The organism is Streptomyces sp. NPDC006208 (assembly GCF_040613775.1).
GTDB lineage: Bacteria > Actinomycetota > Actinomycetes > Streptomycetales > Streptomycetaceae > Streptomyces.
Window position 1 is genome coordinate 18,856 of sequence record NZ_JBEXSW010000034.1, and the last position, 26,320, is coordinate 45,175.

Here is a 26,320-nt window from a genome sequence, read left to right on the forward strand (position 1 = left end):
CCGCACATCATGCGCACGTCATTCGCACCCCATGAGGCGCACGGGCACGGGAAACCCGCTCATGCTCATCGGAGCACCCCCGTGCACAATTCAACACTTGTCAATAACCTTTCACGCAAAGGTTGTTGAGTAGTCACGCGCGGCCAATTCTCTACCCGCGGGTAAGCCATAGGCTCGACATATGCGCCGAGCGAAGATCGTCTGCACCCTGGGCCCCGCCACCGACACATACGACCAGATCAAGACACTGGTCGAAGCCGGAATGGACGTCGCCCGCTTCAACCTCAGCCACGGCACCTACGCCGACCACGAAGAGCGCTACCACCACGTCCGCAAGGCCGCCGACGAAACCGGCCGCAACGTCGGCATCCTCGCCGACCTTCAAGGCCCGAAGATCCGCCTCGGCCGCTTCCGCGAAGGCCCCGTACTCCTTGAACGCGGCGACGACTTCACCATCACCGTCGAACCCCTCGAAGGCGACCGCCACACCTGCGGCACCACCTACCAAGGACTCGCCGCCGACGTCACACCCGGCGAACGCATCCTCGTCGACGACGGAAAGGTCACCCTCGAAGTCACCGAAGTCGACGGCCCCCGCGTCCGCACCACCGTCATCGAAGGCGGCATGGTCTCCGACCACAAAGGCCTCAACCTCCCCGGCGTAGCGGTCTCCGTCCCCGCACTCTCCGAAAAGGACGTCGAAGACCTCCGCTGGGCCCTGCGCACCGGCGCCGACGTCATCGCCCTCTCGTTCGTCCGCACCGGACACGACATCCACGACGTCCACCGCATCATGGACGAAGAAGGCCGCCGCCTCCCCGTCATCGCCAAGGTCGAAAAACCCCAGGCCGTCGACAACATCGACGACATCGTCGCCGCCTTCGACGGAATCATGGTCGCCCGCGGCGACCTCGGCGTCGAAATGCCCCTGGAACAAGTCCCCATCGTCCAAAAGCGCGCCATCAAACTCGCCAAGCGCAACGCCAAACCCGTCATCGTCGCCACCCAGATGCTCGACTCGATGATCGACAACTCCCGCCCCACCCGCGCCGAAGCCTCCGACGTCGCCAACGCCGTCATCGACGGCACCGACGCCGTCATGCTCTCCGGCGAAACCAGCGTCGGCAAATACCCCGTCGAAACCGTGCGCACCATGAGCCGCATCGTCGAAGCCGCCGAAGAAGACATCCTCGCCAAGGGCCTCCCACCCCTCACCGACCGCAACAAGCCCCGCACCCAAGGCGGCGCAGTCGCCCGCGCAGCCGCCGAAATCGGCGACTTCCTCGGCGCCAAATTCCTCGTCGCCTTCACCCAGTCCGGCGACACCGTCAAACGCCTCTCCCGCTACCGCTCCCCGATCCCCCTCCTCGCCTTCACCCCCGACCCCGCCACCCGCTCCCAGCTCAACCTCACCTGGGGCGTCGAAACATTCCTCGGCCCCCACGTCGACTCCACCGACGCGATGGTCGCCCAGGTCGACGAAGAACTCCTGCGGATCGGGCGCTGCCAGAAAGGCGACATCGTCGTGATCACAGCCGGTTCCCCGCCCGGAGTCCCCGGCTCCACCAACCTGGTCCGCGTCCACCACATCGGCGAAAGCCTGAAGTGACATGCCTGAAGTGACATGCCTGAAGTGACATGCCGGAAGTGACATGCCGGAAGTGACATGCCTGAGGTGACACACCACTGAACCGCCCACCGGAGCCGCGCAAGCGGCTCACCCGGGCAAGGCTCCCCGCCACCGGCCGAACCCGCCGCACGCCCCTCCACAGAGACCACATCGCCGAGCGGCCGTGCACCCACGCCCAGCTCAGCTCACGACCCCGCCAGCCGCCTCCCGGCCGCGACCCTGACCTCCGGCTCCTCCATCGGATCGTCCCGCAGCCGAGCGAGCCGCTCCCGGACCAGCGGCACATCCGGCGCCGAAGCAACACCGAGCAGGCGCGCGTCCGACTCGCAGTCCCACAGCGACTCCGTGTACTCCCGATCCAGACCCGCCGGATCGATGGCCGCCAACGCCTTCACATAGGCCGACCGCTCATAGGAATGCGGAGTACGCAACCAGAACCGGCGCAGCACGGGAGCGGCCGCCGACGCCTCGGGACCGAACCGCGCCAGACCGGCCGCCAGCACCTCGGGGCCACACCAGCAGCGCTCCTCCCACAGCACAGCCAGCTCCCTCAACAACAGCGGCAGATCCTCCGCCTCGCCGTGCCCGGCCAGCACCTCGATCCCCATCCAGACCAGCCACGGCCGCCCTTCCGCCACCCACTCACGAGCAGCCGGAACGGCAAGCGCACCGAGCCGTTCGACCGCCCGCGAGAGCAACGGCAGAGGCCGCTCACCGTCCGAGGCGCCCAGCGACGGCACCAAGCACATCAGCGCCGACTCCGGCGGGCGGCCGGCCAGCGCGTGCAGAGCGCCGACCTTCGCACCCTCGGCCGCCCCAGGATCGGCAAGCAGAGCAAGCAGCCGGCCACTGCTCGGACCCACCTCGACGGTATGCACCCCGAGCGGGCCAGGCCGCGCCGCGACCCCGAACCGAGGACGCCAGCGCACCCACGGCTCACAGCGCCACAGCAGCGGCTCGTCCCCGGTGAGCCGGGCCCGCGCGACATCGGCCAGGTCGTCCCACCACTCGACCGGCCAGCTGCCCGCCACCGACTCCAGGACGTCCACCCAGTGCTCGCCCTCCCGGACGTAGGACCGCAGAGCCTCCCGCGACTCGACCGACCCCGACCTCGCGAGCAGCTCCAGCACGCGTGTGGCCTGCTCGCAGGCGTCCTCATCACCCGTCAGCCGGGCAATGACCGGTGCCGGCGACAGCTCCAGATCCCGGACCAGTCTGGCCAGATAGACGTGGCGGTCGTCCACCGAGTCCCAGCGCCAGTCCTGCCGGATGCCTTCGTACACCAGCTCACCGGCCGACCCCGGACCGTGCGCCGCCTCAAGCGCGCCCAGACCCCGTCCCCGTTGCAGCAGCCCCTTGAGTGTGCTGACAGGCGCGTACGCCCACCCGTCCTCTGATTCATCGCTCATCGTGGCGGAGCCTGCCCGAGGTATGGCATCGCCGCCAGGTGTTTTCGGTTCCGAGGGGTGGCTCAGTACTTGGGCCCGATGTGGGCGTCCATGAGTGTGACGGATGCGCGTCGGGCGACGGAGACGGTGACGGCGGCGCGGCTCTGGTTGAGCGGCTTCCACTCGATGCCGAGCCGGTCGAGGGTGCGCGTAGAGCCCGATGATGTCGGTCGACGTATTGGTGAAGAAGTACCGGGGGTACTCGTAGCGCTTGCGCTCGCCGTCGACGATGCGGGTGGTCCAGTTGGTGACCCGGCAGCCGTCGGAGTGGATCAGGCCGCGGATGAACTCCCACGGGTGAGCGTCGACGATCTCCTGCTGCCAGGGTTCGAGGGCGATCTTGCGGTCGTGCTTCCTGCCCGGACCGTGCTGAGGAAAGAGGCAGGGCCAATGCTTGCTGTGGCTGGTGACGTTCTGGCAGCCCTGGCGCTGGACACGGAACACCTTGTTGTCGGGCAGTACGGTCTGCATGGCTTCGGCGCAGGCGTCGATGAGGCCGGGCCAGGCATCGGCGCAGGCGATGCGGAGGAAGTACACGCCCCGGCGGGCCGCGCTGATGCAGCCGTCGCCGAGGTAGAGGCCCAGAAGATAGGAGTACGCAGCCGGGGCCTCGGGCAGAACGGGCGTCTCGCGGCACCGCGGACAGCGGAAGTCACGGTTGAGAGGCCCGAGTCGCACCTGCCAGGAGCGGATGGCCGCCCGAGAAACGCCGACCTCTTTGCTCACCGAGTTCACGCTGCGTCCCTCGGCGACAAGCGCCAGGGCCCGCTCGCGCGTATCCAAGTCGTACACAAGGCCGAGCCTGGCCGAGTCGACGCCAGCGTTGAGGTGATTCCCGGAGTGATCACACGTTCACGTGAAGATCCGCGATTCTGCTCGCGACCTTGGAATCGAAGGAAAAGTGCCCCGGGTCGGACTCGAACCGACACTGTATGGGTTTTGAATCCATTGCCTGCTGCCAATTGGGCTACCGGGGCTCGCTTAATCGAAGGTTACCCTTGACCAGCTGCGACCCCACCTTACCGCAGCTCGGTAGGCTCATGGGGAGCTGTATATGTGCCGTACCAAGGAGCCCCCGTGACCGCCCCCGAGTCGCCCCAGCCCACCGCCGATGACGACAAGTCGCACGTCCCGCCGCTGACGACCCGGGTCGTCATCGCGGAGGACGAGGCGCTCATCCGGCTCGATCTCAAAGAGATGCTCGAGGAAGAGGGGTACGCGGTCGTCGGCGAGGCCGGGGACGGGCAGCGGGCCGTGGAGCTGGCCCGGGAGCATCGGCCGGATCTCGTCATCCTCGATGTGAAGATGCCCGTCCTCGACGGGATTTCCGCGGCCGAGAAGATCGCCGAAGAGTCCATCGCCCCCGTCCTCATGCTCACCGCCTTCTCACAGCGCGATCTCGTCGAGCGTGCCCGGGACGCCGGGGCCATGGCGTATCTCGTCAAGCCGTTCAGCAAGAGTGACGTCGTGCCGGCGATCGAGATGGCCGTGTCCCGGTTCACCGAGCTGAAGGCGCTCGAGAAGGAGGTCGCCGACCTCTCGCAGCGGCTGGAGACGCGCAAGCTCGTCGACCGGGCGAAGAGCATTCTGCAGACGCAGTACGGATTGACGGAGCCCGCCGCGTTCCGGTGGATCCAGAAGACGTCGATGGACCGGCGGCTGTCGATGCAGCAGGTTGCCGAGGCGGTCATCGAGGACGCCGAGGAGAAGAAGGCGGCGAAGGGGCAGTAGCTCCTGGCGATGGCTCCCGTTCGTGGGAGGGCTTGCAGGGCCCCCGGTCCGGTTCCGCTCGGTGAGCGGGAGGGCGATCGGGGGCTCTTTGCTGTTTCCGGCCGAATACGTGTGTGCTCCGCGCTACAGTGACGCGGACACAACATCGGCAGCGTGTGGCACTGCGCTCACGGTGGGTGTGCAGGGCCTCCGTGCACGTCGGCGAGTGGGGTGTGACCGCTCTCCGGTGAGACAGTGGGCTTGTTCCGAAGGGGACGAGGGGCGCTGAGGGGGCCTGTTCCGGCCATTGTGTGGTGGCGGTGGGGACGGCGGGCTGTGGGTCCCTGACGAACGCCAAAGGGCGACTGAGCAGGATGTTTCCGGTCGGCTCGGTGTCCTTCCGGATGCTCCCGGAGCGCCGCGATGAAGATCGTGTGTGAGTTGTCGGGAAGTTGTGGATCGCGGCTGACATGTCCGGTCGCCGGTAAGGAGTGTTCTGTTTCCGGCGCATGACTCAGGTCACAGGGCGATCACACATCGGGCGGTCACCTATCCGTGTGCCTTATTGCCCGATTACATTCCCCGCACACCGCACGGACTGGCGGTGTCCTGTGAAGGAAGAGCAACTTCCCTCACAGACAAGATCGTTCGCGCGGCTCCGAGGGGTTCCTAGTGCTGAACAAGACCATCGTCAAGCTGGCTATTCCGCTGGCTGTTGGTGCTCTGGCGTTGACCGGTTGCGGCAGTGACTCCGGCAGCGGCGACGCCTTCAAGATTGCTTTCCAGGGCCCGCTCTCCGGCGACAACGTCGCACTGGGCGAGAACATGCAGAACGGCGTGAAGCTGGCCATCGAGCAGGCGAACGCCAAGGGTGACCTCGACTTCAAGCTCGAGTACGTCGCCGCGGACGACCAGGGTCTGCCGGACAAGGCCACGGCCGCTGCGCAGAAGGCCATCGACGACGAGAGCGTCGTCGCGGTCGTCGGTCCCGCCTTCTCGGGTCCGACCAACACCGCCTCTCCGCTGTACGCGGAGGCCGGTCTGGTGACGGTTTCCCCGTCGGCCACGAACCCGCTGCTGACCGACCCGAAGAACGAGTTCAAGAGCTTCCTGCGTGGTGTCCCCAACGACAACATGCAGGGTGCCGCGATGGCCACGTACTTCGCCAAGAAGGTCAACGCGAAGACGGTCTACCTGATCGACGACAAGACCGACTACGGCGTGGGCCTGGCCGGTGTGGCCGAGAAGGGTCTGAAGGAAGCCGGCATCAAGGTCGTCAAGAAGTCCGTCCCGCAGAAGACGCCGGACTACAGCGCGACCGCGAAGGACGTCGTCAACTCGAAGGCCGACGCCCTCATCTACGCCGGTTACTACCAGGACCTGGCGCCGTTCGCGAAGAAGCTCAAGGACGCCGGCTACAAGGGCGCGGGCATCTCGGGTGACGGTTCCAACGACGCGAAGTTCATCGAGCTCGCGGGTGACGCGTCCGAGAACTGGTTCCTGACCTGCCCGTGCACCGACGCCACCGTCGAGGCCGGCACCAAGAAGTTCGCCACGGACTACCAGAAGGAGTTCGGCCGGGCCCCCGGTACGTACTCCGCCGAGGCGTACGACATCACCAACATGATCATTGACCAGGTCAAGGGCATGAAGGGCGATGTCCAGCGTGAGGCTCTGCGCGACGCTCTGGCGAAGGCGTCGTACAAGGGTCTGACGAAGACCTTCTCCTTCGACGAGAACGGTGAGTTCAAGGGCACGGACGTGTACCTGTACCAGGTCAAGGGCGGCAAGATCGCGTACCAGGGCAACGTCAACGAGCTGGTCGGCTGACGCCGAGGCTTGACTGGCTGACGCCATGTGATCGGGGGCCGGGAGGAGGAAGTTCTCCCGGCCCCTGATTGCGAAGTGCGGCGTAACAGCCCCCGCTTTTCAGAAAGTTCCGCCCGCAATCCGCCCTCGTCGCCACGAGCGAAGCGGCTTGCTCAGCTCCCACAAGGAAGTCTTGCTCCATGTCCCTTCAGGAATTCTGGGACTATCTCGTCCTAGGGGTGATGCTCGGCTCGCTGTACGCCGTCATCGCCATCGGCTACACCCTTGTCTACGGTGTGCTGCAGCTGATCAACTTCGCGCACAGCGAGGTCTTCATGCTCGGCGCCTATGGCAGCCTCATCGTCCTTCAGCTGGTCAATCCGGGGGACAACCCGTCCGCTCTGGCCTCGATCGGTTTCGTCGCTCTCGCGATGGCGGGTTCGGCGCTGTTCGGCGGCTTCACGGCGTACGGCCTGGAGAAGGTTGCGTACCGACCACTACGCAGACGTGGTGCGCCGCGGCTGATCTTCCTGATCACCGCGATCGGCGCCTCGTTCTTCCTGTACAACCTGGCCGGCAAGCTGTTCGGGCGTGACCCGCTGCCGCTGCCGGAGATGTACGACAACCACGAGGTCTTCTCGATCTTCGGCGCGGGTGTGAACATCACTCAGATGCTGCAGTTCGCAACGGCCGTGGTCATGATGGTCGCGCTGGACATGCTGGTGAACCGCACCAAGCTCGGCAAGGGCATCCGCGCGGTGGCGCAGGACGCCGAGGTCGCCGGTCTGATGGGTGTGAACATCGACAAGGTCATCTCGCGTACCTTCATCGTCGGCGGTGTCATGGGCGGTGTGGCGGGCTTCCTGTTCGCCAACCTGAACCAGGTGTCGTACACGATGGGCTTCATCCCGGGCATCACCGCGTTCGCCGCTGCCGTCGTCGGCGGTATCGGCAACATTCGCGGTGCGATGTTCGGTGGCATCCTGATCGGCATCGTGGAGACGATGACGGTGCCGCTGCTCGGTGACGAGTGGCGCAGCGTCTCGGCCATGGTGGTCCTGATCCTGGTGCTGATGTTCCGCCCGATGGGCATCCTCGGTGAGCGAGTGGGGAGGGCGGCATGAGCACTGTGGAGACTTCCAAGAATCTGACGCCGACCGCGGCGGCGAAGCTCCGTCGTACGGCGTGGTACCGGACTGAGCGGTTCTCGCGGCTGTGGGCGATGATCGCCCTGGGTCTGCTGATGGCTGTGATGACGGGTGAGCAGGGCAACACCCGCGATGTGTTCTTCTCGCTGGAGACGACGTTCACGGGTGCGAGCCTGTGGATCTGGCTGGCTGTTGCGGTCGCGATCTGGGCGCTGCGTGAGTTCTTCGCCGAGCCCATCAAGGGTGGTTTCTCGAAGGCGAAGTCGTCGGCGCAGGCGGCTTCGGGCGGTCCGCTGGGCTCGCTGCGGGCGCGGTTCCAGAGCGACAAGCGGGTGCGCTACGGCGTGCTGACGGTGGTTCTGGTCCTGGCTCTGGTGATTCCGTCGGGTCTGACGCGGATGTGGCAGACGGTGCTGGTGGACCAGATCGCGATCTTCGCGCTGCTGGCGATCGGCCTGAATGTGGTGATCGGCTGGGCGGGTCTGCTGGACCTCGGGTTCTTCGCCTTCTTCGCGGTGGGCGCGTACTCGACGGCGTTCTGGACGGGCCGGCTGCCGATCGAGCCGCCGGTGGTGCTGAACAACTTCTGGGTGATTCCGGTCGCGGTTCTCACGTGTCTGGCGTGTGGTCTGCTGCTGGGTGCTCCGACGCTGCGGCTGCGGGGCGACTATCTGGCGATCGTGACGCTCGGTTTCCACGAGATCATCTATCTGGTCGCGAAGAACGCTGACGGCATCACGGGTGGCCCGCAGGGTGCCCGTCTGATCCCGGACTTCTCGATCGACCTTGCCGGCTTCGAGTACGAGTGGTCGATCAAGCCGCTGCCGTACTGGTATCTGCTGGTCTTCTTCATCGTGCTGGTGATCATTCTGTTCTCGCGCCTCGAGCACTCGAGGGTGGGGCGTGCCTGGACCGCTATTCGTGAGGACGAGATCGCGGCTGCCGCGAACGGTGTCAACACGGTGCAGTTCAAGCTGATGGCGTTCGCGATCGGTGCGTCGACCTCCGGTGTCGCGGGTGTGATCTTCACCAGCAAGTACGGGTACATCAACCCTGAGGTGTTCCCGCTGCTGCAGTCGATCCTGATCCTGGCGTACGTCATCTTCGGTGGTATGGGTTCGATCCCGGGTGTGCTGGCGGGTACGGCGATCCTGGTGTGGCTGCCCGAGGCGCTCAAGGACGTGGTGGAGCCCTCTGACCGGTACATGTACCTGGGCGCGCTGCTGGTGGTCATGATGATCTACCGGCCGCAGGGTCTTTGGCCTTCGCGCCGTAGGCAGCGTGAGCTGAAGATGGCGGAAGAGGGCCTCGGTGACGCGGACGCGATGACCGAGCCGGCAGGAGGCAAGATCTGATGACCACCGACGTGAAGAACGGTGCGGCTGCGCCTTCGCAGCCGGCGGCCGGTGGCGATGTGGTGCTGCAGGCGTCCGACGTGACGCTGCGGTTCGGCGGTCTGACCTGCCTGGACCATGTCAACCTGAACATGCAGCGCGGTGAGGTGCTGGCGGTCATCGGGCCGAACGGTGCGGGCAAGACCTCGCTGTTCAACTCGCTGACGGGTGCGTACACGCCGCAGGAGGGCCGGATTGTGTTCCGGTCCAAGGACGGTGACGAGAAGTCGCTGCTGGGCAGCAAGCCGCACCTGGTGAACCGGGTCGGGCTGGCTCGTACGTTCCAGAACATCCGGCTGTTCGGGGCGCTCACCGCGCTGGAGAACGTGAAGATCGCGGCGGAGACCCGGCTGAAGGCCGGTCCGGTGTCGATCATGCTGGGTCTGCCGAACGCGCGTAAGGCGGAGCGTCTGAGTGACGAGCGGGCGCACCGGCTGCTGAAGTTCGTGGGTCTCGAGGACAAGCTCAACGAGATCGCGGGCAGCCTGTCGTACGGTGACCAGCGGAGCCTGGAGATTGCGCGGGCGCTGGCGACGGATCCGCAGGTGCTGCTGCTGGACGAGCCGGCGGCCGGTACGAACCCGACGGAGAAGCTGGAGCTGGAGCAGCTGATCCGCCGGATCAACACCGAGCTGGGTGTGAGCGTGCTGCTGATCGAGCACGACATGCGTCTGGTGATGTCGGTGGCGGACCGGGTCATGGTCCTCAACTTCGGCAAGAAGATCGCCGAGGGGACGCCGAGCGAGGTGCAGCAGCACCCGGCGGTGATCGAGGCCTATCTGGGTGCTTCGGCGGAGGACGCCGAGGTGGTCCAGGCGGCCATAGGGGAGCAGCGGTCGGCGCCGGAAGAGGAGTCGGTGGCGTCTTCGGACGCCTCGGCGGTCGCGTCGGACGAGGCTTCGGACGGTGACGCGTCGGGCGAGGACGTGCCGGACGGTGCGTCCGCCGGCGAGGCGTCGGGCGACGAGTCGGACGAGGAGAGCGGCAAGTGAGCACCACGACTGAGCTGCAGAAGGACACCGGCACGCCCGGGTCGTCCGAGGAGACGCTGCTCGAGCTGAAGGGTATGCGGGTGTTCTACGGCGCCATCGAGGCGCTGAAGGGCATCGACCTGACGGTCAAGAAGGGCGAGATCGTCGCCCTGCTGGGCGGCAACGGCGCCGGCAAGACGACGACGCTGCGCACCATTTCGGGCATGCTTCAGCCGCGCCATGGCGAGGTGCTGTTGCGCGGTGAGCGCATCGACGGCATCAAGTCGCACGAGCTGGTGCAGTTCGGCGTCGGGCATGTGCCCGAGGGCCGGCGGGTCTTCGCGACGATGACGGTGCGCGAGAACCTGGAGATGGGTGCGTACCGGTTCTCCTCGGTGGACTCCGCCGAGATGGACCGGGTGTTCACCCTCTTCCCGCGTCTGGCGGAGCGGCGTTCGCAGCTTGCGGGCACGCTGTCGGGCGGTGAGCAGCAGATGCTGGCGATCGGCCGGGCCATGATGGGCAAGCCGGAGCTGCTGCTGCTGGACGAGCCGTCGATGGGTCTGGCGCCGCTGATCGTGCAGCAGATCTTCGAGATCATCGAGGAGATCAACAAGCAGGGCACGACGGTGCTGCTGGTGGAGCAGAACGCCACGCAGGCGCTGGGTCTGGCGAACCGCGGCTATGTCCTGGAGGTGGGCGAGGTCGCGATGTCGGGTCCGGCGGGCGAGCTGCTGGCCGACAACCGTATCCGTGCGGCGTACCTCGGTGAGGGCGCGGCCTGACGGTTCGGTGACTGAGTGGCGGGGCCGGGATTCCTTCGGGTTTCCCGGCCCTGTCGCGTTGTGCGGAGGGTGGCACACTGCGGGGCATGGACATCACGATCAGGAGGATCGGGCCCGGGGAGCATGCCGAGCTCGGTGAGCTGACGGCGCAGGCCTATCTGCGGGGTGGTCTGCTGGATTTCGGCGAGGACGATCCGTATCTGGTGGTGCTGCGGGATGTTGTGGGGCGGGCCGCGGGTTCCGAGGTGTATGTGGCGGTCGACGGGCCGGGCACGGTGGTCGGTGGGGTCGCGTTCGTGCCGGACGGCGGGCCGTGGGCGGACATTGCGGGGGCGGGTGAGGCGGAGTTCCGGATGCTGGCGGTCTCCGAGCACGCGCGGGGCCGTGGTGCGGGCGAGGCGCTGGTGCGTACGTGTGTGGAGCGGGCGCGGGCCGTTCCGGGGTGTGTACGGCTGGTGCTGTCGACGCAGAGCGGCATGCACGCCGCTCATCGGATCTACCACCGGCTGGGTTTTGTGCGCACTCCGGAGCGGGACTGGGAGCCGGTTCCGGGCCTTGGGCTGCTGACGTACGCGCTGGAGCTGTAAGGCTGCTTGTGGCGTGCCACGGCCGGCGGGGGGCGGTGCGGCAGCATGCCTGCGGGCGTGGCGAGTTCGGCGGCGTACAGGCGGATCAGTTCGTGCATGCGGAAGGTGTTCTCGGTGACGGGTTCGATGAGCTGGGCGTCGACCAGTTCGTCGAGTGCGCCGGCGGCCTGGCGGGTGTCGGTGCCGAGCAGTGCGGCCGTGTCGGTGATGTCGAACTCGTGGTGGTCGAAGAGGCCGAGGAGCTGGAAGGCCCGTGCGGAGCGGGCGCGGCCGGTGAGCGGGGTGCGAAGGAGCTGGCGGTAGCTCTGGGCGATGCAGGCGCGTACGGAGAGGCCTTCGGCCTGGAGTTCGTCGAGGCGCCGGGCCCGGTGGCGCAGCCGGCCGGCGAAGCCTGCGAGTGACCATTCGGGTCTGGCGACCAGACGGGCTGCGGCGATGCGCAGTGCGAGGGCGTGGTGGCCGCAGAGCCGGGCGAGTTCGACGGTGGCGTCGTGTTCGCGGGCGAAGCGTTCGCCGGTGCCGATCAAGGCCAGGAGCCGGACGGAGCTTGTTTCGTCGAGGGTGCCGACGGCGATGCGGGTGGCGAGGAGGGTCGGCAGGCTGGAGCGGCTGGTGGCGAGGACGGCGCAGGCGTTGTTGGCCGGGATCAGGGGCCGGATCTGGGAGGCGTCGCGCGCGTTGTCGGCGACGATCAGCAGGCGGCGGCCGGCGAGCATGGACTGGTAGCGCAGGGAGGCTTCGGCGGTGGTGTCGGGGATGTGCGGGGGTGGGACGCCCAGTGCGCGCAGGAAGCCGGTGATGATGTCGAAGGGGCGTGGGGGGTGCCCTTGCGGGGTGGGGCAGGTGAGGTCGGCGTAGAGCTGGCCGTCGGGGTAGAGGGGGGCGAGGTCGTGTGCGTGGCGCAGTGCGAGGGCCGATTTGCCGAAGCCTCCCTGGCCGTGGAACACGACGGTCGGTGCGCTGACGGTGGTGGTGGGGCCGGCGCGCAGGGCTTCGTGTGCGGCTGCGATCTCCCGTTGCCGCCCGACGAACACTGTTGATTCCGGGGGGAGTTGACGGGGGATGCTCTGAGGTCCGGTGGGTCCGGTGGGTCCGGCGGATCCGGTGGCGGGCGGTCCGGGCAGCAGGGCCGGGTCGCGGCGCAGGATGGCCCGGTGGAGCCGGGAGAGTTCCTCGCCCGGGTCCATGCCGAGTTCTTCGCGCAGTGCGTTGCGCGCTTCGGTGAAGGCGCCGAGGGCTCCTGCCACATCGCCGTTGCTGTAGAGGGCGAGCATGAGGCGTCCGCGGAGCCGTTCGTGCAGCGGATGGAGTTTGATGACGTGGCGCAGGTGCTGGATGACGGTGCCGTGGCGGCCGAGGGCGGTTTCGACGCCCACCTGTTCCTCCACGATGCTCAGGTAGAGCTCGCTGAGGTGCTGGGTGAATCCGCGCAGTGCCGCGCCCTGGGTGACGTTCTCCAGGGGGAGTCCGCGCCACAGGGCCAGTGCCTGGGTGTAGAGCTCTGCGGCTTCGGGCAGTTGTCGCTGGGCGACGGCGCGGCGTGCGTCCGCGGCCTTGGCGCGGAAGCGGGGGATGTCGAAGTCGGTGTCGTCGACGTGCAGTACGTAGCCGGAGCGGGAGGTGGCAAGCCGCGCTTCGCCGGCCGGGAGATGGCGGCGTAACTGCATCACGTAGGTGCGCAGGTTGGCCACGGCCGACGGTGGCGGGTCGTCGCCCCAGATCTCGCGTATGAGCGCGGGGACGGGTACGGCCCGCCCGTCGTGGGCGAGGAGCATGGCAAGCAGGACGCGTTGTTTGTCGGCGCCGATACGGACCGGGGCGCCCGCGACGCGCAGTTCGAGTGTGCCGAGGGTGCGGAAGGTGACGGCTTCGGGTCTCGGACAGTCGCTGTCCGCGGCGGTTCTCATATCCGGCTGCCGCCGAGCCGGCGTACCGCGGTCCCGAGGAGCTGGTCGCCGGGGAAGAAGCCGCGGTGGCGGGAGTCGATGCTGTCGGGGTTGTCGCCGAGTACGACGAGGGATCCGGGTGGCACTGTCGTGCGCGGGCCGGCGCCTGCGGTGCCGTCCGGGACGGGTTCGCCCGGCAGTGCGGCGACGCGTTTGATGTTCCACCCGGCGCCGTCGTGGTCGGTGGCGTACGGGCCGCTGGTGTGCGGTGGTTTGAGGACGACGACGTCACCGCGGCTGACCCGGGCGAGGGGACGGCGTCGTACGACGACCCGCTCTCCGTCTCGCAGGGTGGGCGCCATGCTGCTGCCCTGCACCGCAACGACCAAAAATGATTTGCGTATGTGTACGGTGGCAAGTGTAGCTGTCATGAGGAGCGCACACAGTGCGGCGGCGAACCATCCCATGGGCAACGACCCCCGTCTTAGGCCTCTTTGATGGTGATCAGGATCTTGCGCGGCTGAGCGCCGGGTGTCAATCCCCTGCCCGCAGGGTCTTCGCTTGCATGCCATTGCCAACGGTCTGGTGGCTGTATTTCTGCTGTACGGCCGGCTGTACGGGCCGCTCGTAGGGTCCTGAGCCGCACCCACATTCACACCATCAGTGAAACGGAAGGGGAGTGCGTGAACGGAATTCTCAGGAAGCTCGGGGACCGGGCGCTGGAGCGTCTGGTGCCCAGCACCACCGCCCGGGCGGAGGTCGGCTACTACAAGTTCTGCTACTGCAGCGGGCCGTTCTCCTACGAGCGGTTGTGTCCGTGGAACGGCGGTGCCTGCGGTGGCTGCCGTCGCATCGGTGAGTGCTAGGAGGAGAGGAACGATGACGGGAATTCTGCGGAAGATGGGCGACCGGGCGCTGGAGCGTCTGGTGCCCAGCACCACCGCCCAGGCCGACACGAGCTTCTACAAGTTCTGCTACTGCAGCGGGCCGTTCTACTACCGCCGGCTGTGCCACGTCGTCGGTGGCACGAGCAGCTGCGGGGCCTGCTACCGCTCCGGCGAGTGCTGAGACAGGGAGAGGGACGATGACGGGAATGCTGCGGAAGATGGGCGACCGGGCGCTGGAGCGTCTGGTTCCGAGCGCCACCGCCCAGGCGGACACGAGCTTCTACAAGTTCTGCTACTGCACGCACAACCGGGCCTACCGGAAGCTGTGCCACATCGTCGGTGGTACGACGGGGTGCACTCCCTGTCAGTTCTGGACGTACTGCAACTGACGTCGTGCTTGATCCGACGCATGAACTGCCGGTCCGCCGTAGCTCCCCCGCCGGCGGGCCGGCACCTCTCCGGGGCCGGACACCAAGGAGCTGAAGCGTGTACTACATCGGGCTTGCGGCCCGTCTCCTGCTGGTCCTCGTCTTCGCCGCCGCGGCTGCCGGGAAGTCCTGGCGCCGCGGGTCCTTCGACGCGTTCGGCTCGTCGCTGACCGCGCTGCGGCTCTTCCCCCGCCGGCTGTCCGCCCCCGTGGCGGTGGCGACGGTCGTGGCCGAGGCGGTCACGGCCGTGCTGCTGGCCGTTCCCGCGACGGCGGGCGCGGGGCTCGCCCTGGCTCTGGTCCTGCTCGGCGCGTTCGTCGCCGGGATCCTGGCCGCGCGGCGGGGCGGGCGGCAGGTGCCGTGCCGGTGCTTCGGCGCCACCAGCATGCCGCTCGGCATACCGCATGTGATCCGCAACGCGCTGCTCGCCGCCGTCGCGGTGGTGGGTCTCGCAGCCATGGCCTCGACGTCCGCGCCCGGGTCGGTGCACCCGGGCGGGCTGGCGATCGCGGGCGTCACGGCGGCGGTCGGAGCCCTGATGGTGGTGCGCATGGACGACCTGCTGGCGCTTGCGCCGATTGCTCGCTGACCGCCGGGCTGCCCGGTGGACCGACCCGGCCGGCCCGTCCGGCCCGCTGACTGGAGTATCTGAATGGCCTTTCTCGTTGTCGCGCTGGTGCTCCTCACCGCGCTCTGTGTCTTCCAGCTCGTCCTCGTGCTCGCCGTGCTGCGCCGGCTGCGCGAGCACGAGAGCCGCTTCGAGCAACTGGCAAAGGCCGCCGGACCGATGGGCGCCTCCGACCCGGCGGCCGAGCTCGTCGGACGGCGGGTCCCCGAACTCGCCGAGCACACCGGCGGATCGCCGCGCACGGTCGGCTTCTTCTCCGTCGGCTGCGAGGCCTGCCACGAGCAGGCGCCCGAGTTCGTCGCATCGGCGGCGGCAACAGGTGCCTCGGCGATCGTGGTCGGCACCCCGGCGGACGAGCTGGCCGGGCTGCTGGAGGGCGTGCAGACGGTGGTCACCGGTGCGGAGGGCGAGAGGCTGATGAAGGCCGTCGACATCAAGGCGTTCCCGACGTTCCTGCAGGTGGACGGCGAAGGGCTGATCGTCCGGGCGGGCATCGCCGTTGCGGAGCTGCCCGCCGTGGCGCCCGCGCTGTGACGGGCGGGCCCCGGGCAGTCGGGCGCACCGGAAGTCATCTGCGTACCGCATGGGGCTACTGCTGGGTGGCCGCCCCATGGGTGTGGGCAGGGCATCTGCCGGTCGCGGTGGTGGCCGGGCTCGTTCCGCCGGCGACGGCCTGGCTGACCAAGCTCCTGATCGACGACCTCACGACAGGCGGGGGGGAACGCACTCTGTGGTTCGCGGCGGGGCTCGCGGGGCTCGGGCTGCTGGTCGGGTTCCTGCCGCATCTGGCCGAGTACCTGCGCGGCGAACTGGGCCGCAGGATGGACCGGTTCCTGCAGGACCGGCTGCACACCGCGGTCAACGGCTTCCAGGGCCTGTCACGGTTCGAGGATCCGCGTCATCTCGACCGGCTCCGGATGGCGGCCCAGGCGTCCGGCGGCTCACTGCTGCCGGTGACCGGCGGCATGACCGAGACCGGTCGCCACGCCGTCGCCCTGGTCGGTCTGCTCGCCACACTGTTCGTCCTCAGCCCGGTCATGGCGCTGCTGGTGCTGGTCGCGGCGGTGCCCGTCCTGGCCGGTCAGCTGTGGCTGTCGCGCCGGCGCGTGGGGATGCTGGCCGCGACCTCGACGGCGATGCGCAAGGAGCTCTTCTACTCCGCGCTGCTGACCGAGGAGCGGGCGGCGAAGGAGGTGCGGCTGTTCGGGCTCGGTAGCTTCCTCAAGGAGCGGATGCTCGGCGAGCTCGCCCACATCCAGTCCGCCGAACGCCGCCTGGACCGCAAGGACGCGACCACGCAGAGCGCTCTGTCCGCGCTGTCCGCCGTGGTGGCCGGCGGCGGACTGGTGTGGGCCGTCGACGCGGCTGTGGCGGGCCGGCTGACCGCCGGTGACGTGATGGCGTTCGTCGCGGCCGTCGCCGGGGTGCAGGGCGCCCTGGTCGCCCTGGTGGCGGGCATCGCGCAGGCGCACGAGGCGCTGCTGATGTTCTCGTACCACACGGAGATCACCTCTCTTCCCGACGATCTCGCCCCGCCGCGCGGACCCGGCCCTGCCACGGTGCGCGAGCTGCCGGCGCTGCGGCGCGGTGTGGAGCTGCGTGACGTGTGGTTCCGCTACGACGAGGGGCATCCGTGGGTGCTGCGGGGGGTGAACCTGTTCATCCCGTCCGGGCAGTCGCTCGCGCTGGTCGGTCTCAACGGGGCGGGCAAGAGCACCCTGATCAAACTGCTGTGCCGGTTCTACGACCCCGTGCGCGGTTCGGTCCACTGGGACGGTACGGATCTGCGGGACATCGCCCCGGACGAGCTGCGGCGCCGGATGGGCGTGCTCTTCCAGGACTTCATGAACTACGACCTCACGGCGCGGGAGAACATCGGCGTCGGCGCGCTGGAGCTGCTGGGGGACCACGACCGGGTGCGGCAGGCGGCCGAACTGGCCGGTGCGCACGAGCTGGTCACGGCCCTGCCACGCGGCTACGACACCCTGCTCAGCCGGATCTTCTTCGCCGACGGGGAGGGCGAGGAGGAGGACCCGGAGGCGGGTACGGCGCTCTCGGGAGGGCAGTGGCAGCGTCTCGCGCTGGCCAGGGCGCTGCTGCGACAGGGCAGGGACCTGCTGATCCTCGACGAGCCCAGCGCGGGCCTGGACGCGCGGGCCGAGTACGAGGTGCATGCGAGGCTGCGGGCGCACCGCGCCGGGCGGACGAGCCTGCTGGTCTCCCACCGGCTCAGTGCCGTGCGGGAGGCCGATGTGATCGTGGTGCTCGACGGGGGCCGGGTCACCGAACAGGGCACGCACGACGAGCTGATGGCGGCCGGCGGCGTGTACGAGCGGCTGTTCACGGTGCAGGCCGAGGGGTATCTGCCGCAGCCCGCGGCGGGCTGAGAACGGGCCCGGGAGCCGTCCCGGGCCCACCCGCGGGCTGCGGGGCCGGGCCCGGCAGCGTGGCCCGGCCTAGCCCTGGGCGTCGCGCAGCAGGCAGGTCAGCCGCGCCGTGCAGACCCGCTTGTCCTGCTCGTCGGTGATCACGATCTCGTAGGTGGCGGTGGACCGGCCGCGGTGCACCGGGGTGGCGACGCCGGTGACCTGGCCGGAGCGCACTCCCCGGTGGTGGGTGCAGTTCAGGTCGACACCGACGGCGATCTTGGTGATTCCGCCGTGCAGCATCGAGCCGACGGAGCCGAGCGTCTCGGCGAGCACCGCGGAGGCCCCGCCGTGCAGCAGCCCGTACGGCTGGGTGTTGCCCTCCACCGGCATCGTGCCGACGACGCGGTCCGCGGACGCTTCCAGGATCTGCACGCCCATGCGCGTGCCGAGCGTCCCCGCGGAGAAGAGTGCGGGCAGGTCGATGCCGAGCGCCGCGTACTCGTCGATGACCTCTTGCGGGAACTTCACGGTGGTCTGCTCGCCCATGGGGCCGTGCTCCGATCTCCTGCGGGTGTGTGCTGTGGGCACCGTCTTATCAGATGCCTGAGCGAACGCTTAGACGGGAGGGTCTGTTCCCGGGCGGTCAGGCACCCGCCGTGCGCTCGAACCGTACGATCACCGACTTGCTCGCCGGGGTGTTGCTGGTGTCGGCGGTGGACTCCAGCGGAACGAGCACATTGGTCTCCGGGTAGTACGCCGCGGCGCAGCCCCGCGCGGTGGGGTAGTGGACCACCCGGAAGCCGGGTGCGCGGCGCTCCACACCGTCCTTCCACTCGCTGACCAGGTCGGTGTACGAGCCGTCCGCGAGATCCAGCTCACGGGCGTCGTCCGGGTTCACCAGCACCACGCGGCGGCCGCCCTTGATGCCCCGGTAGCGGTCGTCGAGGCCGTAGATCGTGGTGTTGTACTGGTCGTGCGAGCGCATCGTCTGCAGCAGCAGCCGGCCCGCCGGGACCTTGGGGAACTCCACGGGGGCCGCCGTGAAGTTGGCCTTGCCGGTGGCCGTCGGGAAGCGCCGCTCGTCGCGCGGCGGGTGCGGCAGGGTGAAGCCGCCCGGCCGGGCGATCTTCGCGTTGAAGTCCTCGAAGCCGGGGATCACCCGGGCGATCCGGTCGCGGATCGTCGCGTAGTCCTTCTCGAAGTCCTCCCACGGCGTGCGCGACGCGGGGCCGAGCACGGCGCGCGCCAGCCGGGCCACGATCGCCGGCTCGGACAGCAGATGCGGGCTTGCGGGGGCGAGGTTGCCGCGGGAGGCGTGCACCATGCCCATCGAGTCCTCGACGGTCACCACCTGCCGTCCGCTCGCCTGCACGTCCTTGTCGGTGCGGCCCAGCGTCGGCAGGATCAGCGCGCGCCGGCCGGTGACGGCGTGCGAGCGGTTCAGCTTCGTGGAGACATGGACGGTCAGCCGGGCCCGGCGCATCGCCGCCTCGGTGACCTCGGTGTCCGGGCCGGCGCCGACGAAATTGCCGCCCATGGCGAAGAAGACCTTCGCCCGGCCGTCGCGCAGCGCCTCGATGGACCTGACGACGTCGAGGCCGTGACGGCGCGGCGGGGCGAAGCCGAACTCCCTCTCCAGCGCGTCCAGGAACGCCGGGGCGGGCCGCTCGAAAATGCCCATGGTGCGGTCACCCTGCACGTTCGAGTGGCCGCGCACGGGGCAGACGCCCGCGCCGGGGCGGCCGATGTTGCCGCGCAGCAGCAGGAAGTTGACCACCTCGCGGATGGTGGGCACCCCGTGCTTGTGCTGGGTCAGCCCCATCGCCCAGCACACGATGGTGCGCTCCGAGGCGAGCACCATCGCCAGCGCCTGCTCGATCTCGGCGCGCCCGAGGCCGGTCGCCGCGAGGGTCTCGTCCCAGTCCGCGGCGCGGGCCGCGGCGGTGAACTCCTCGTATCCGTGGGTGTGTTCGCGCACGAACTCCTCGTCCACCGCACCCGGGGTACCGATGATCAGCTTGTTGAGGAGCCGGAACAGCGCCTGGTCGCCGCCGATGCGGATCTGCAGGAACAGGTCGTTGAGCGCGACGCCCTTGAGCATGCCGCGCGGGGTCTGCGGGTTCTTGAACCGCTCCATGCCGGCCTCGGGCAGCGGATTCACCGAGATGATCTTCGCGCCGGACGACTTGGCCTGCTCCAGCGCGGACAGCATCCGGGGATGGTTCGTACCCGGGTTCTGCCCGGCCACGATGATCAGGTCGGCCTGGTGCAGGTCCTCCAGCGAGACGCTGCCCTTGCCGATGCCGATCGTCTCGTTCAGCGCCGAGCCGGAGGACTCGTGGCACATGTTGGAGCAGTCGGGCAGGTTGTTGGTGCCGAACTCGCGGGCGAACAGCTGGAACAGGAACGCCGCCTCGTTGCTCGTGCGGCCCGAGGTGTAGAACAGTGCCTCGTCGGGGGAGTCGAGCGCACCGAGCTCCTCGGCGAGGATCGCGAACGCCCGCTCCCAGGTGACCGCCTCGTACCGCTCCCCGCCCTCGGGCAGATACACGGGCTGAGTGATCCGGCCCTGCTGGCCCAGCCAGTAGCCGCTGCGCGAGGCGAGGTCGGCGACGGTGTGCGCGGCGAAGAAGTCCGGGGTGACCCGGCGCAGGGTGGCCTCCTCGGCCACGGCCTTCGCGCCGTTCTCGCAGAACTCCGCGACATGGCGCTTGCCGCCCTCCGGCCAGGCACACCCGGGGCAGTCGAAGCCGTTCTTCTGGTTGACCCGGAGCAGGGTCTGCGCGGTGCGGCGCACACCCATCTGCTGCTGCGCGATGCGCAGCGTGTGCCCGATGGCAGGCAGGCCCGCCGCCGCTTGCTGCGGGGCCGCGACCTGCGGTGCGTCCTGGACCGGATCCCCTGCGGGCGGCTTGCTGGCCATCGCGCTCTCCCTTGAGCGTCGTCTGCTGCTGTACGCCCCAGATCCTGTCACGCACCGCCGGTGCGCCCACGCCCGGGCCGTCGGGCCGTGGGGCCGTGGGGCTGACCGGTCGGGATTGTCAGTGGTACGTGGCAGGATCGGGGTCGTGGCCGAGACAGCATCGAAGAAGACCGCAGACAACCGACCGCGCCTGCTCCTCATGGACGGGCACTCCCTGGCGTACCGGGCGTTCTTCGCGCTGCCCGCGGAGAATTTCACGACCGCGAGCGGCCAGCCGACGAACGCGATCTACGGCTTCGCGTCCATGCTGGCGAACACGCTGCGCGACGAGTCGCCCACGCATTTCGCGGTCGCCTTCGACGTGTCCCGCAAGACCTGGCGCTCGCAGGACTTCCCCGAGTACAAGGCGAACCGCTCCAAGACCCCGGACGAGTTCAAGGGGCAGGTCGAGCTGATCGGCGAACTCCTGGACACGATGAACGCGGTGCGGTTCGCGGTGGAGGGCTTCGAGGCCGACGACATCATCGCCACCCTCGCCACCCAGGCCGAGGCGGCCGGCTTCGAGGTGCTGATCGTCACCGGCGACCGGGACTCCTTCCAGCTGGTCAGCGAGCACACCACCGTGCTGTACCCGACCAAGGGCGTCTCGGAGCTGACCCGCTTCACGCCGGAGAAGGTCGAAGAGAAGTACGGACTGACCCCGCAGCAGTACCCGGACTTCGCCGCGCTGCGCGGCGACCCGTCCGACAATCTGCCCGGCATCCCCGGGGTGGGGGAGAAGACGGCCACGAAGTGGATCAACCAGTTCGGCTCGTTCGCCGAGCTGGTCGAGCGCGCCGACGAGGTCAAGGGCAAGGTGGGCCAGGCGCTGCGCGACCACTTGGAGTCCGTCAAGCTCAACCGCCACCTCACCGAGCTGGTGCGGGACGTGGAACTGCCCAAGGCGGTAGCGGACCTGGAGCGCGCGCCGTACGACCGATCGGCGCTGAAGGGCTTCCTGGAGGTCCTGGAGATCCGCAACCCGAGCCTGCGCGAGCGGCTGCTCGCCGTGGACCCGGGTGCGGAGGAGGACCAGGCTCCCGTCCCGGACGCCGGGGTCGAGCTGGACGGCACCGTGCTCGGCGCAGGCGAGCTCGCCGGCTGGCTGGAGCGGCACGGCGGGCGGCCGCTCGGCGTGGCCACCGTCGCGAGCTGGGCGCTGGGCGTCGGCAGCGTCAGCGAGATCGCGCTCGCCGGGTCCGACGGGGCCGCCGCCTGGTTCGACACGACCAGGCTGGACGAGGCCGACGACCGGGCCTTCGCCGCGTGGCTCGCCGACCCGGCCCGGCCGAAGGTCATGCACAGCGTCAAGGAGGCGCTGCGGGTCTTCCCCGAGCACGGCTGGGACATCGCCGGTGTCACCATGGACACCGCGCTCGCCGCCTATCTGGTCAAGCCGGGCCGCCGGTCCTTCGCGCTCGACACCCTCTCCGTCGAATATCTGCACCGTGAGCTGGCCCCGCCCGCCGCTGACGGGCAGCTGGCCTTCGGCACCGATGAGCAGGCCGAGGCCGATGCGCTGATGGCGCAGGCCAGGGCGGTCCTCGATCTGGGCGAAACCTTCGGCGAGAAGCTGACGGAGGTCGGAGCGGGCGAGCTGCTGCACGACGTGGAGCTGCCGGTCTCCGTGCTGCTGGCCCGTATGGAGCGGCACGGCATCGCCGCCGACCAGGCGCATCTGGAGGCGATGGAGCAGCAGTTCGCCGGCGCCGTGCAGCAGGCGGTCAAGGAGGCGCACGCCACGGTGGGCCACGAGTTCAACCTCGGCTCGCCCAAGCAGTTGCAGGAGGTCTTCTTCGGCGAGCTGAACCTTCCCAAGACGAAGAAGACGAAGACGGGTTACACCACGGACGCGGACGCCCTCGCGTGGCTCGCCTCCCAGACCGAGCACGAGCTGCCGGTCATCATGCTGCGCCACCGCGAGCAGGCCCGGCTGCGCTCCACGGTCGAGGGCCTGATCAAGACGATCGCCGCCGACGGCCGCATCCACACCACCTTCAGCCAGACGGTCGCGGCCACCGGCCGGCTGTCCTCCACCGACCCCAACCTGCAGAACGTGCCGGTGCGCACGGACGAGGGGCGCGCGATCCGCCGCGGTTTCGTCGTCGGCGAGGGCTTCGAGTCACTGATGACCGCGGACTACAGCCAGATCGAGCTGCGGGTGATGGCCCATCTGTCGGAGGACGAAGGCCTGATCGAGGCCTTCACCTCCGGTGAGGATCTGCACACCACCGTCGCCTCCCAGGTCTTCGGTGTGGATCGCCCGGCGGTCGACGCGGAGATGCGCCGCAAGATCAAGGCGATGTCGTACGGACTGGCCTACGGCCTCTCGGCGTTCGGGCTCTCGCAGCAGCTGAGCATCGAGCCCGCCGAGGCCCGGGTGCTGATGGACACCTACTTCGAGCGGTTCGGCGGGGTGCGCGACTATCTGCGCCGCGTCGTCGACGAGGCGCGGGCCACCGGCTACACGGCCACGATGCTCGGCCGCCGCCGCTATCTACCGGACCTCAACAGCGACAACCGGCAGCGCCGCGAGGCGGCCGAGCGGATGGCGCTCAACGCGCCGATCCAGGGCACGGCAGCGGACATCGTCAAGGTCGCGATGCTCAAGGTCGACCAGGCTCTGGCGGAGGCGGAGCTCTCCTCCCGGCTGCTGCTCCAGGTCCACGACGAAATCGTGCTCGAGGTCGCCCCGGGCGAACGCGAGCAGGTCGAGGCACTGGTCCGCCGGGAAATGGCCTCGGCCGCGTCCCTGCGCGCCCCGCTGGACGTCTCGGTGGGCGTGGGCCCGGACTGGGAGTCGGCAGCGCACTGAGTCAACGGGGACGTTCAGGCTCCCGGGGGTGTGCGGCACCTCCCGGGGGCCAGGCGTATCGAGCAGCCCGCCCCGACCGCACTGCCCTCAGCGGCTCGCGCCGGCCGTGTCCCGCTCCCGGAGCCGTACCGCGGCGCCGTACAGGACGATCCCCACCGCCAGTCCCGCACCCGCACCGAAGCAGGCCGTCGGGATGATGTCCAAAGGTGTGTCGATGCCACCCCAGTACGCGTACCAGCGCACGCACCTGTGGACCGTCCCCGCCAGCACGCACACCGCCAGCAGCACCCCGGCCGCCCGGCGTTCGCCGGGCCCGAGCACAGGGACGCTCGGGGGCGGCGCGGTGGCCGGCAGGCGCCGCAGGGCCGAGGCCGTGAACCAGACCAGGACGATCAGGGCAAGCGCCGAACTCCCGTACTGCGTGTACGTGTAGAGGGGGAATCCCCCGACGACCTCACCGAGTACCGGTGCGACCCGCATGCCCCACCGGTCGAAGTGGGTGAACGCGTCCCACACGACATGTGTCGTCGCCCCGATCACCGCCGCGACGTAGAACCAGAGCGCCGTGGCTATCGGCGGGCGGCCCCGCCACGAACGCCCCCGCACGAACGTGTGCACCCGCCCCTGCCACCCGTACGGCAGGAGCGCCACCAGCGGTTCACGGACCATCAGCCACAGTCCCACGAGAGCCGCGGTGATGGCGGCGTCGACGGTCACCACACCCAGCGGCCCGTGCGTCACGGTCCCGAACGTCATCGCACCCGGCAGCACGCTCGCGGCGAAGTACGTCATGTCCGGGGCGAAGGAGCCCATGACGAGGGCCGAGGCGATCAGCGGACCGCGTCCCGTGCCGGTGCGCCGGACACCCGGCAGCACCGCGGCGGCATGGCTGAGTGTGAACGGCATGGCCCGGCCCCCTGTGACTGCTGTTGATCAACGCTGCCCAGTATGCGTGACGCGCCGGGCCCGCGATCCGGGGACCGGGACGTGGCGAAGTGGTGAACACCGGTCAAGGGCCGGTGTTCCGGGGCCCGGCGTTGCACTAGGGTCGGCTGGGTATGCGCGCTGGGGAGCGCGGAGCCGCTGGGGAGGGAACATACGTATGGCAGCGCATTTCGGCCGCCGACTGCGCAAGGGGGCCACGACGACCGCAGTGGCCGCGGCCGCGGTCGCGGCGCTCTCCGCCTCGCAGGCGCCCGGCGTCACGCACGCCCCGTCGGGCGAGAGCCTGGAGATGGTCGAGACGACCCCGCCGCCCGGTACCCCGGTCACCGGCAACTCCCCCTACTACACGGACCTCCCGCCGCTGAACGTTCCCGACAAACCGGACGCTTCGATCGACCGGCAGGCGAACGGCCCGACGGAGTCGGGCATCCCCGCCACCGTTCTCGCCGCCTACAAGCAGGCCGAGCAGACCATCGCGGCGTCCGACCCCTCCTGCCGGCTTCCCTGGCAACTGCTCGCGGCCATCGGCAAGGTGGAGTCCGGCCAGGCTCGTGGCGGCAGGGTCGACGCCAACGGCACCACCGACTCGCCGATCCTCGGCCCGGTGCTCAACGGCGTCGGCTTCGCCAACATCTCGGACACGGACAACGGCGCCTACGACGGCGACAGCGTCCACGACCGCGCCGTCGGCCCGATGCAGTTCATTCCGTCCACCTGGGCGACCTGGGGCCAGGACGCCAACGGCGACAGCCGCAAGGACCCCAACAACATCTACGACGCGGCGCTCGCCGCGGGCCGCTACCTGTGCCACGGCGGCCGGGACCTGGGTGTCAGGGAAGACCTGGAAAAGGCGATCCTCGGCTACAACCACTCGCGGGAGTACCTGCGGACGGTTCTGTCCTGGTTCGAGTACTACAAGCGGGGCACGCACGAGGTCCCGGACCGCACGGGTGTGCTGCCGCCGGGCGACGGACCCGACAGTGCCGGCCCGCTGCCGGACCCGAAGCCCGCACCGCCGCCCACCCGGCCCGGCACCCCGCCGAGCTCGAAGCCGACGCCCCCGAAGCCGACGAAGCCCGGAAGCGGCACCACCAAGCCGACGAAGCCCCCGGCTGCGGCTGGCCCCGCGCGTATCGAGGACGCGGGCACCGGCACGCTCACCGCGATGGCCGGCCGCGAGTTCACCGAGCGCGCCACGGTCCGGGTGGAGAACGCCGCGGGTGCCGGCCTTCCGAGGCAGCCCGTCCGTTTCGAGATCATCGGCAACACCGACGCGCGATTCCCCGGCGGCAGGACATACATCGCGCTGATCACCGGCCTCGACGGCACGGTCGCCGCCCCCGCACTGGTCGCGGGGGAGGAGACCGGCCCCTTCGCCGTGCGCGCCGTGGTGGAGGGCCGCACGCTGCCCGCCGTCACCTTCCGTGCGACCGTCACCCAGCGCGAGGCCGACAAGGTCGAACGGACCGGCACTGAGGCGCTGACGGCAGCCCCCGGCGCCGAGTTCGCCGGTGAGGTCGAGGTCAAGGCCACCTACGAGGGCGGTATCGCCTCCGGCGTCGCGGTCACCGCCACCATGATCACCTCGGTGGAGGACCCGGCCACGGGCGACAAGGGCCCGTACTTCAAGGACGCCGACGGCAAGCCGGTCCGTGCCCTGACGGAGCTTCGGACCGACGCGGGCGGGCTCCTCAAGCTCCCGAAGATCTTCGCGGACGGCACCGAGGGCACCTTCGTACTCCGGCTCACCACCGCCGGGGGCGCGTTCGTCGACATCGAGCTGAAGGTGGCGGCCCCGGCCGAGCCGACGCCGACCCCCACGCCGACCACACCGACCCCCACACCGTGACCGCCTGACCGACGCGCGCCGCGCCGCGCCACCGCACCGCCCCCGCCCCACCCGGCACGGGGCGGTGCA

22 protein-coding genes, 1 tRNA gene and 1 pseudogene are annotated in these 26,320 nt (G+C 69.3%); 16 read left to right on the plus strand and 8 right to left on the minus strand.

Annotated elements, in window-relative coordinates; genetic code table 11:
• Nucleotides 1–181: 181 nt before the first annotated feature.
• Nucleotides 182–1,609 carry a pyruvate kinase gene (gene pyk, locus ABZ208_RS25690; protein WP_356911826.1) on the plus strand — a complete coding sequence of 476 codons (1,428 nt, stop codon included), beginning with the start codon at nucleotides 182–184 and terminating at the stop codon, nucleotides 1,607–1,609.
• A 206-nt stretch (nucleotides 1,610–1,815) separates the two neighbouring features.
• Here pyk and ABZ208_RS25695 read toward each other — a convergent pair whose 3' ends face one another.
• From ABZ208_RS25695 to ABZ208_RS25705, 3 genes and pseudogenes are all read right to left on the minus strand, one after another.
• Complete coding sequence (locus tag ABZ208_RS25695) at nucleotides 1,816–3,039, minus strand: hypothetical protein (RefSeq protein WP_356911827.1); 1,224 nt, start codon at nucleotides 3,037–3,039, stop codon at nucleotides 1,816–1,818.
• A gap of 62 nt (nucleotides 3,040–3,101) precedes the next feature.
• Nucleotides 3,102–3,870, minus strand: a pseudogene (locus ABZ208_RS25700) (transcriptional regulator).
• Between the two features lie 110 nt (nucleotides 3,871–3,980).
• Nucleotides 3,981–4,055 (minus strand) — tRNA-Leu (locus ABZ208_RS25705).
• A 100-nt stretch (nucleotides 4,056–4,155) separates the two neighbouring features.
• On the opposite strand from ABZ208_RS25705, the gene ABZ208_RS25710 reads away from it, so the two are divergent.
• From ABZ208_RS25710 to ABZ208_RS25740, 7 genes are all read left to right on the plus strand, one after another.
• The gene (locus tag ABZ208_RS25710; RefSeq protein ID WP_356911828.1) at nucleotides 4,156–4,809 is read left to right on the plus strand and encodes a response regulator; all 654 of its coding nucleotides are present in this window, start codon (nucleotides 4,156–4,158) and stop codon (nucleotides 4,807–4,809) included.
• A gap of 651 nt (nucleotides 4,810–5,460) precedes the next feature.
• A complete protein-coding gene (locus tag ABZ208_RS25715; protein ID WP_356911829.1) occupies nucleotides 5,461–6,618 on the plus strand; it encodes a branched-chain amino acid ABC transporter substrate-binding protein in 1,158 nt (385 codons plus the stop codon).
• A gap of 179 nt (nucleotides 6,619–6,797) precedes the next feature.
• Nucleotides 6,798–7,721: a branched-chain amino acid ABC transporter permease gene (locus tag ABZ208_RS25720; protein WP_328401863.1), complete on the plus strand. Its 924-nt coding sequence runs from the start codon at nucleotides 6,798–6,800 to the stop codon at nucleotides 7,719–7,721.
• Nucleotides 7,718–9,100, plus strand: coding sequence for a branched-chain amino acid ABC transporter permease (locus ABZ208_RS25725; RefSeq protein ID WP_356911830.1), 1,383 nt, complete (start codon nucleotides 7,718–7,720; stop codon nucleotides 9,098–9,100). The genes ABZ208_RS25720 and ABZ208_RS25725 overlap by 4 nt, the downstream gene beginning before the upstream one ends.
• Nucleotides 9,100–10,131, plus strand: coding sequence for an ABC transporter ATP-binding protein (locus ABZ208_RS25730; protein ID WP_356911831.1), 1,032 nt, complete (start codon nucleotides 9,100–9,102; stop codon nucleotides 10,129–10,131). The genes ABZ208_RS25725 and ABZ208_RS25730 overlap by 1 nt, the downstream gene beginning before the upstream one ends.
• A 74-nt stretch (nucleotides 10,132–10,205) precedes the next feature.
• The gene (locus ABZ208_RS25735; protein ID WP_328405954.1) at nucleotides 10,206–10,895 is read left to right on the plus strand and encodes an ABC transporter ATP-binding protein; all 690 of its coding nucleotides are present in this window, start codon (nucleotides 10,206–10,208) and stop codon (nucleotides 10,893–10,895) included.
• 86 nt (nucleotides 10,896–10,981) lie between these two features.
• Nucleotides 10,982–11,482 carry a GNAT family N-acetyltransferase gene (locus ABZ208_RS25740; RefSeq protein ID WP_356911832.1) on the plus strand — a complete coding sequence of 167 codons (501 nt, stop codon included), beginning with the start codon at nucleotides 10,982–10,984 and terminating at the stop codon, nucleotides 11,480–11,482.
• Here ABZ208_RS25740 and ABZ208_RS25745 read toward each other — a convergent pair.
• Both ABZ208_RS25745 and ABZ208_RS25750 read right to left on the minus strand, forming a co-directional pair.
• Nucleotides 11,392–13,389: a BTAD domain-containing putative transcriptional regulator gene (locus ABZ208_RS25745; protein ID WP_356911833.1), complete on the minus strand. Its 1,998-nt coding sequence runs from the start codon at nucleotides 13,387–13,389 to the stop codon at nucleotides 11,392–11,394. The genes ABZ208_RS25740 and ABZ208_RS25745 overlap by 91 nt on opposite strands.
• Nucleotides 13,386–13,799: a S26 family signal peptidase gene (locus tag ABZ208_RS25750; RefSeq protein ID WP_356911834.1), complete on the minus strand. Its 414-nt coding sequence runs from the start codon at nucleotides 13,797–13,799 to the stop codon at nucleotides 13,386–13,388. Before ABZ208_RS25750 ends, ABZ208_RS25745 begins: the two co-directional genes overlap by 4 nt.
• Nucleotides 13,800–14,051: 252 nt before the next feature.
• On the opposite strand from ABZ208_RS25750, the gene ABZ208_RS25755 reads away from it, so the two are divergent.
• The 6 genes from ABZ208_RS25755 to ABZ208_RS25780 all read left to right on the plus strand — a co-directional run bounded on the left by ABZ208_RS25755 (nucleotide 14,052) and on the right by ABZ208_RS25780 (nucleotide 17,698).
• Nucleotides 14,052–14,234 (plus strand): hypothetical protein, encoded by a 183-nt coding sequence (locus tag ABZ208_RS25755; protein ID WP_356911835.1) that lies wholly within the window; start codon nucleotides 14,052–14,054, stop codon nucleotides 14,232–14,234.
• Between the two features lie 13 nt (nucleotides 14,235–14,247).
• Nucleotides 14,248–14,436 carry a hypothetical protein gene (locus ABZ208_RS25760; RefSeq protein WP_328401878.1) on the plus strand — a complete coding sequence of 63 codons (189 nt, stop codon included), beginning with the start codon at nucleotides 14,248–14,250 and terminating at the stop codon, nucleotides 14,434–14,436.
• Nucleotides 14,437–14,452: 16 nt separating this feature from the next.
• Entirely contained in the window at nucleotides 14,453–14,644 is a 192-nt protein-coding gene (locus tag ABZ208_RS25765; protein ID WP_328401880.1) for a hypothetical protein, read from the plus strand.
• A gap of 97 nt (nucleotides 14,645–14,741) precedes the next feature.
• Nucleotides 14,742–15,272 carry a MauE/DoxX family redox-associated membrane protein gene (locus ABZ208_RS25770; protein WP_356911836.1) on the plus strand — a complete coding sequence of 177 codons (531 nt, stop codon included), beginning with the start codon at nucleotides 14,742–14,744 and terminating at the stop codon, nucleotides 15,270–15,272.
• Nucleotides 15,273–15,335: 63 nt separating this feature from the next.
• Nucleotides 15,336–15,845: a hypothetical protein gene (locus ABZ208_RS25775; RefSeq protein WP_356911837.1), complete on the plus strand. Its 510-nt coding sequence runs from the start codon at nucleotides 15,336–15,338 to the stop codon at nucleotides 15,843–15,845.
• 65 nt (nucleotides 15,846–15,910) lie between these two features.
• Nucleotides 15,911–17,698 carry an ABC transporter ATP-binding protein gene (locus ABZ208_RS25780; RefSeq protein ID WP_356911838.1) on the plus strand — a complete coding sequence of 596 codons (1,788 nt, stop codon included), beginning with the start codon at nucleotides 15,911–15,913 and terminating at the stop codon, nucleotides 17,696–17,698.
• A gap of 69 nt (nucleotides 17,699–17,767) precedes the next feature.
• On the opposite strand, the gene ABZ208_RS25785 is transcribed toward ABZ208_RS25780, so the two are convergent.
• Both ABZ208_RS25785 and ABZ208_RS25790 read right to left on the minus strand, forming a co-directional pair.
• Nucleotides 17,768–18,226, minus strand: a complete 459-nt coding sequence (locus tag ABZ208_RS25785) for a hotdog fold thioesterase (protein ID WP_356911883.1) — start codon at nucleotides 18,224–18,226, stop codon at nucleotides 17,768–17,770.
• Between the two features lie 97 nt (nucleotides 18,227–18,323).
• Nucleotides 18,324–20,603 (minus strand): FdhF/YdeP family oxidoreductase, encoded by a 2,280-nt coding sequence (locus ABZ208_RS25790; RefSeq protein WP_356911839.1) that lies wholly within the window; start codon nucleotides 20,601–20,603, stop codon nucleotides 18,324–18,326.
• Between the two features lie 145 nt (nucleotides 20,604–20,748).
• Between ABZ208_RS25790 and polA the strand changes: the two genes are divergently transcribed.
• Complete coding sequence (gene polA, locus ABZ208_RS25795) at nucleotides 20,749–23,457, plus strand: DNA polymerase I (RefSeq protein WP_356911840.1); 2,709 nt, start codon at nucleotides 20,749–20,751, stop codon at nucleotides 23,455–23,457.
• Between the two features lie 87 nt (nucleotides 23,458–23,544).
• On the opposite strand, the gene ABZ208_RS25800 is transcribed toward polA, so the two are convergent.
• Nucleotides 23,545–24,363, minus strand: a complete 819-nt coding sequence (locus ABZ208_RS25800) for a DUF4184 family protein (protein ID WP_356911841.1) — start codon at nucleotides 24,361–24,363, stop codon at nucleotides 23,545–23,547.
• Nucleotides 24,364–24,559: 196 nt separating this feature from the next.
• Here ABZ208_RS25800 and ABZ208_RS25805 point away from each other — a divergent pair, with 196 nt between their 5' ends.
• A complete protein-coding gene (locus ABZ208_RS25805) occupies nucleotides 24,560–26,251 on the plus strand; it encodes a lytic transglycosylase domain-containing protein (RefSeq protein WP_356911842.1) in 1,692 nt (563 codons plus the stop codon).
• Nucleotides 26,252–26,320 lie beyond the last annotated feature (69 nt).

Coding starts and splice junctions, on each gene's coding strand:
- ABZ208_RS25800 (WP_356911841.1), bottom strand. CDS start 24,363: ATGCCGTTCACACTCAGCCATGCCGCCGCGGTGCTGCCGGGTGTCCGG.
- ABZ208_RS25745 (WP_356911833.1), bottom strand. CDS start 13,389: ATGAGAACCGCCGCGGACAGCGACTGTCCGAGACCCGAAGCCGTCACC.
- ABZ208_RS25740 (WP_356911832.1), top strand. CDS start 10,982: ATGGACATCACGATCAGGAGGATCGGGCCCGGGGAGCATGCCGAGCTC.
- ABZ208_RS25730 (WP_356911831.1), top strand. CDS start 9,100: ATGACCACCGACGTGAAGAACGGTGCGGCTGCGCCTTCGCAGCCGGCG.
- ABZ208_RS25725 (WP_356911830.1), top strand. CDS start 7,718: ATGAGCACTGTGGAGACTTCCAAGAATCTGACGCCGACCGCGGCGGCG.
- ABZ208_RS25695 (WP_356911827.1), bottom strand. CDS start 3,039: ATGAGCGATGAATCAGAGGACGGGTGGGCGTACGCGCCTGTCAGCACA.
- ABZ208_RS25785 (WP_356911883.1), bottom strand. CDS start 18,226: ATGGGCGAGCAGACCACCGTGAAGTTCCCGCAAGAGGTCATCGACGAG.
- ABZ208_RS25775 (WP_356911837.1), top strand. CDS start 15,336: ATGGCCTTTCTCGTTGTCGCGCTGGTGCTCCTCACCGCGCTCTGTGTC.
- ABZ208_RS25790 (WP_356911839.1), bottom strand. CDS start 20,603: ATGGCCAGCAAGCCGCCCGCAGGGGATCCGGTCCAGGACGCACCGCAG.
- ABZ208_RS25720 (WP_328401863.1), top strand. CDS start 6,798: ATGTCCCTTCAGGAATTCTGGGACTATCTCGTCCTAGGGGTGATGCTC.
- pyk (WP_356911826.1), top strand. CDS start 182: ATGCGCCGAGCGAAGATCGTCTGCACCCTGGGCCCCGCCACCGACACA.
- ABZ208_RS25765 (WP_328401880.1), top strand. CDS start 14,453: ATGACGGGAATGCTGCGGAAGATGGGCGACCGGGCGCTGGAGCGTCTG.
- ABZ208_RS25750 (WP_356911834.1), bottom strand. CDS start 13,799: ATGACAGCTACACTTGCCACCGTACACATACGCAAATCATTTTTGGTC.
- ABZ208_RS25735 (WP_328405954.1), top strand. CDS start 10,206: ATGCGGGTGTTCTACGGCGCCATCGAGGCGCTGAAGGGCATCGACCTG.
- ABZ208_RS25760 (WP_328401878.1), top strand. CDS start 14,248: ATGACGGGAATTCTGCGGAAGATGGGCGACCGGGCGCTGGAGCGTCTG.
- ABZ208_RS25805 (WP_356911842.1), top strand. CDS start 24,560: ATGGCAGCGCATTTCGGCCGCCGACTGCGCAAGGGGGCCACGACGACC.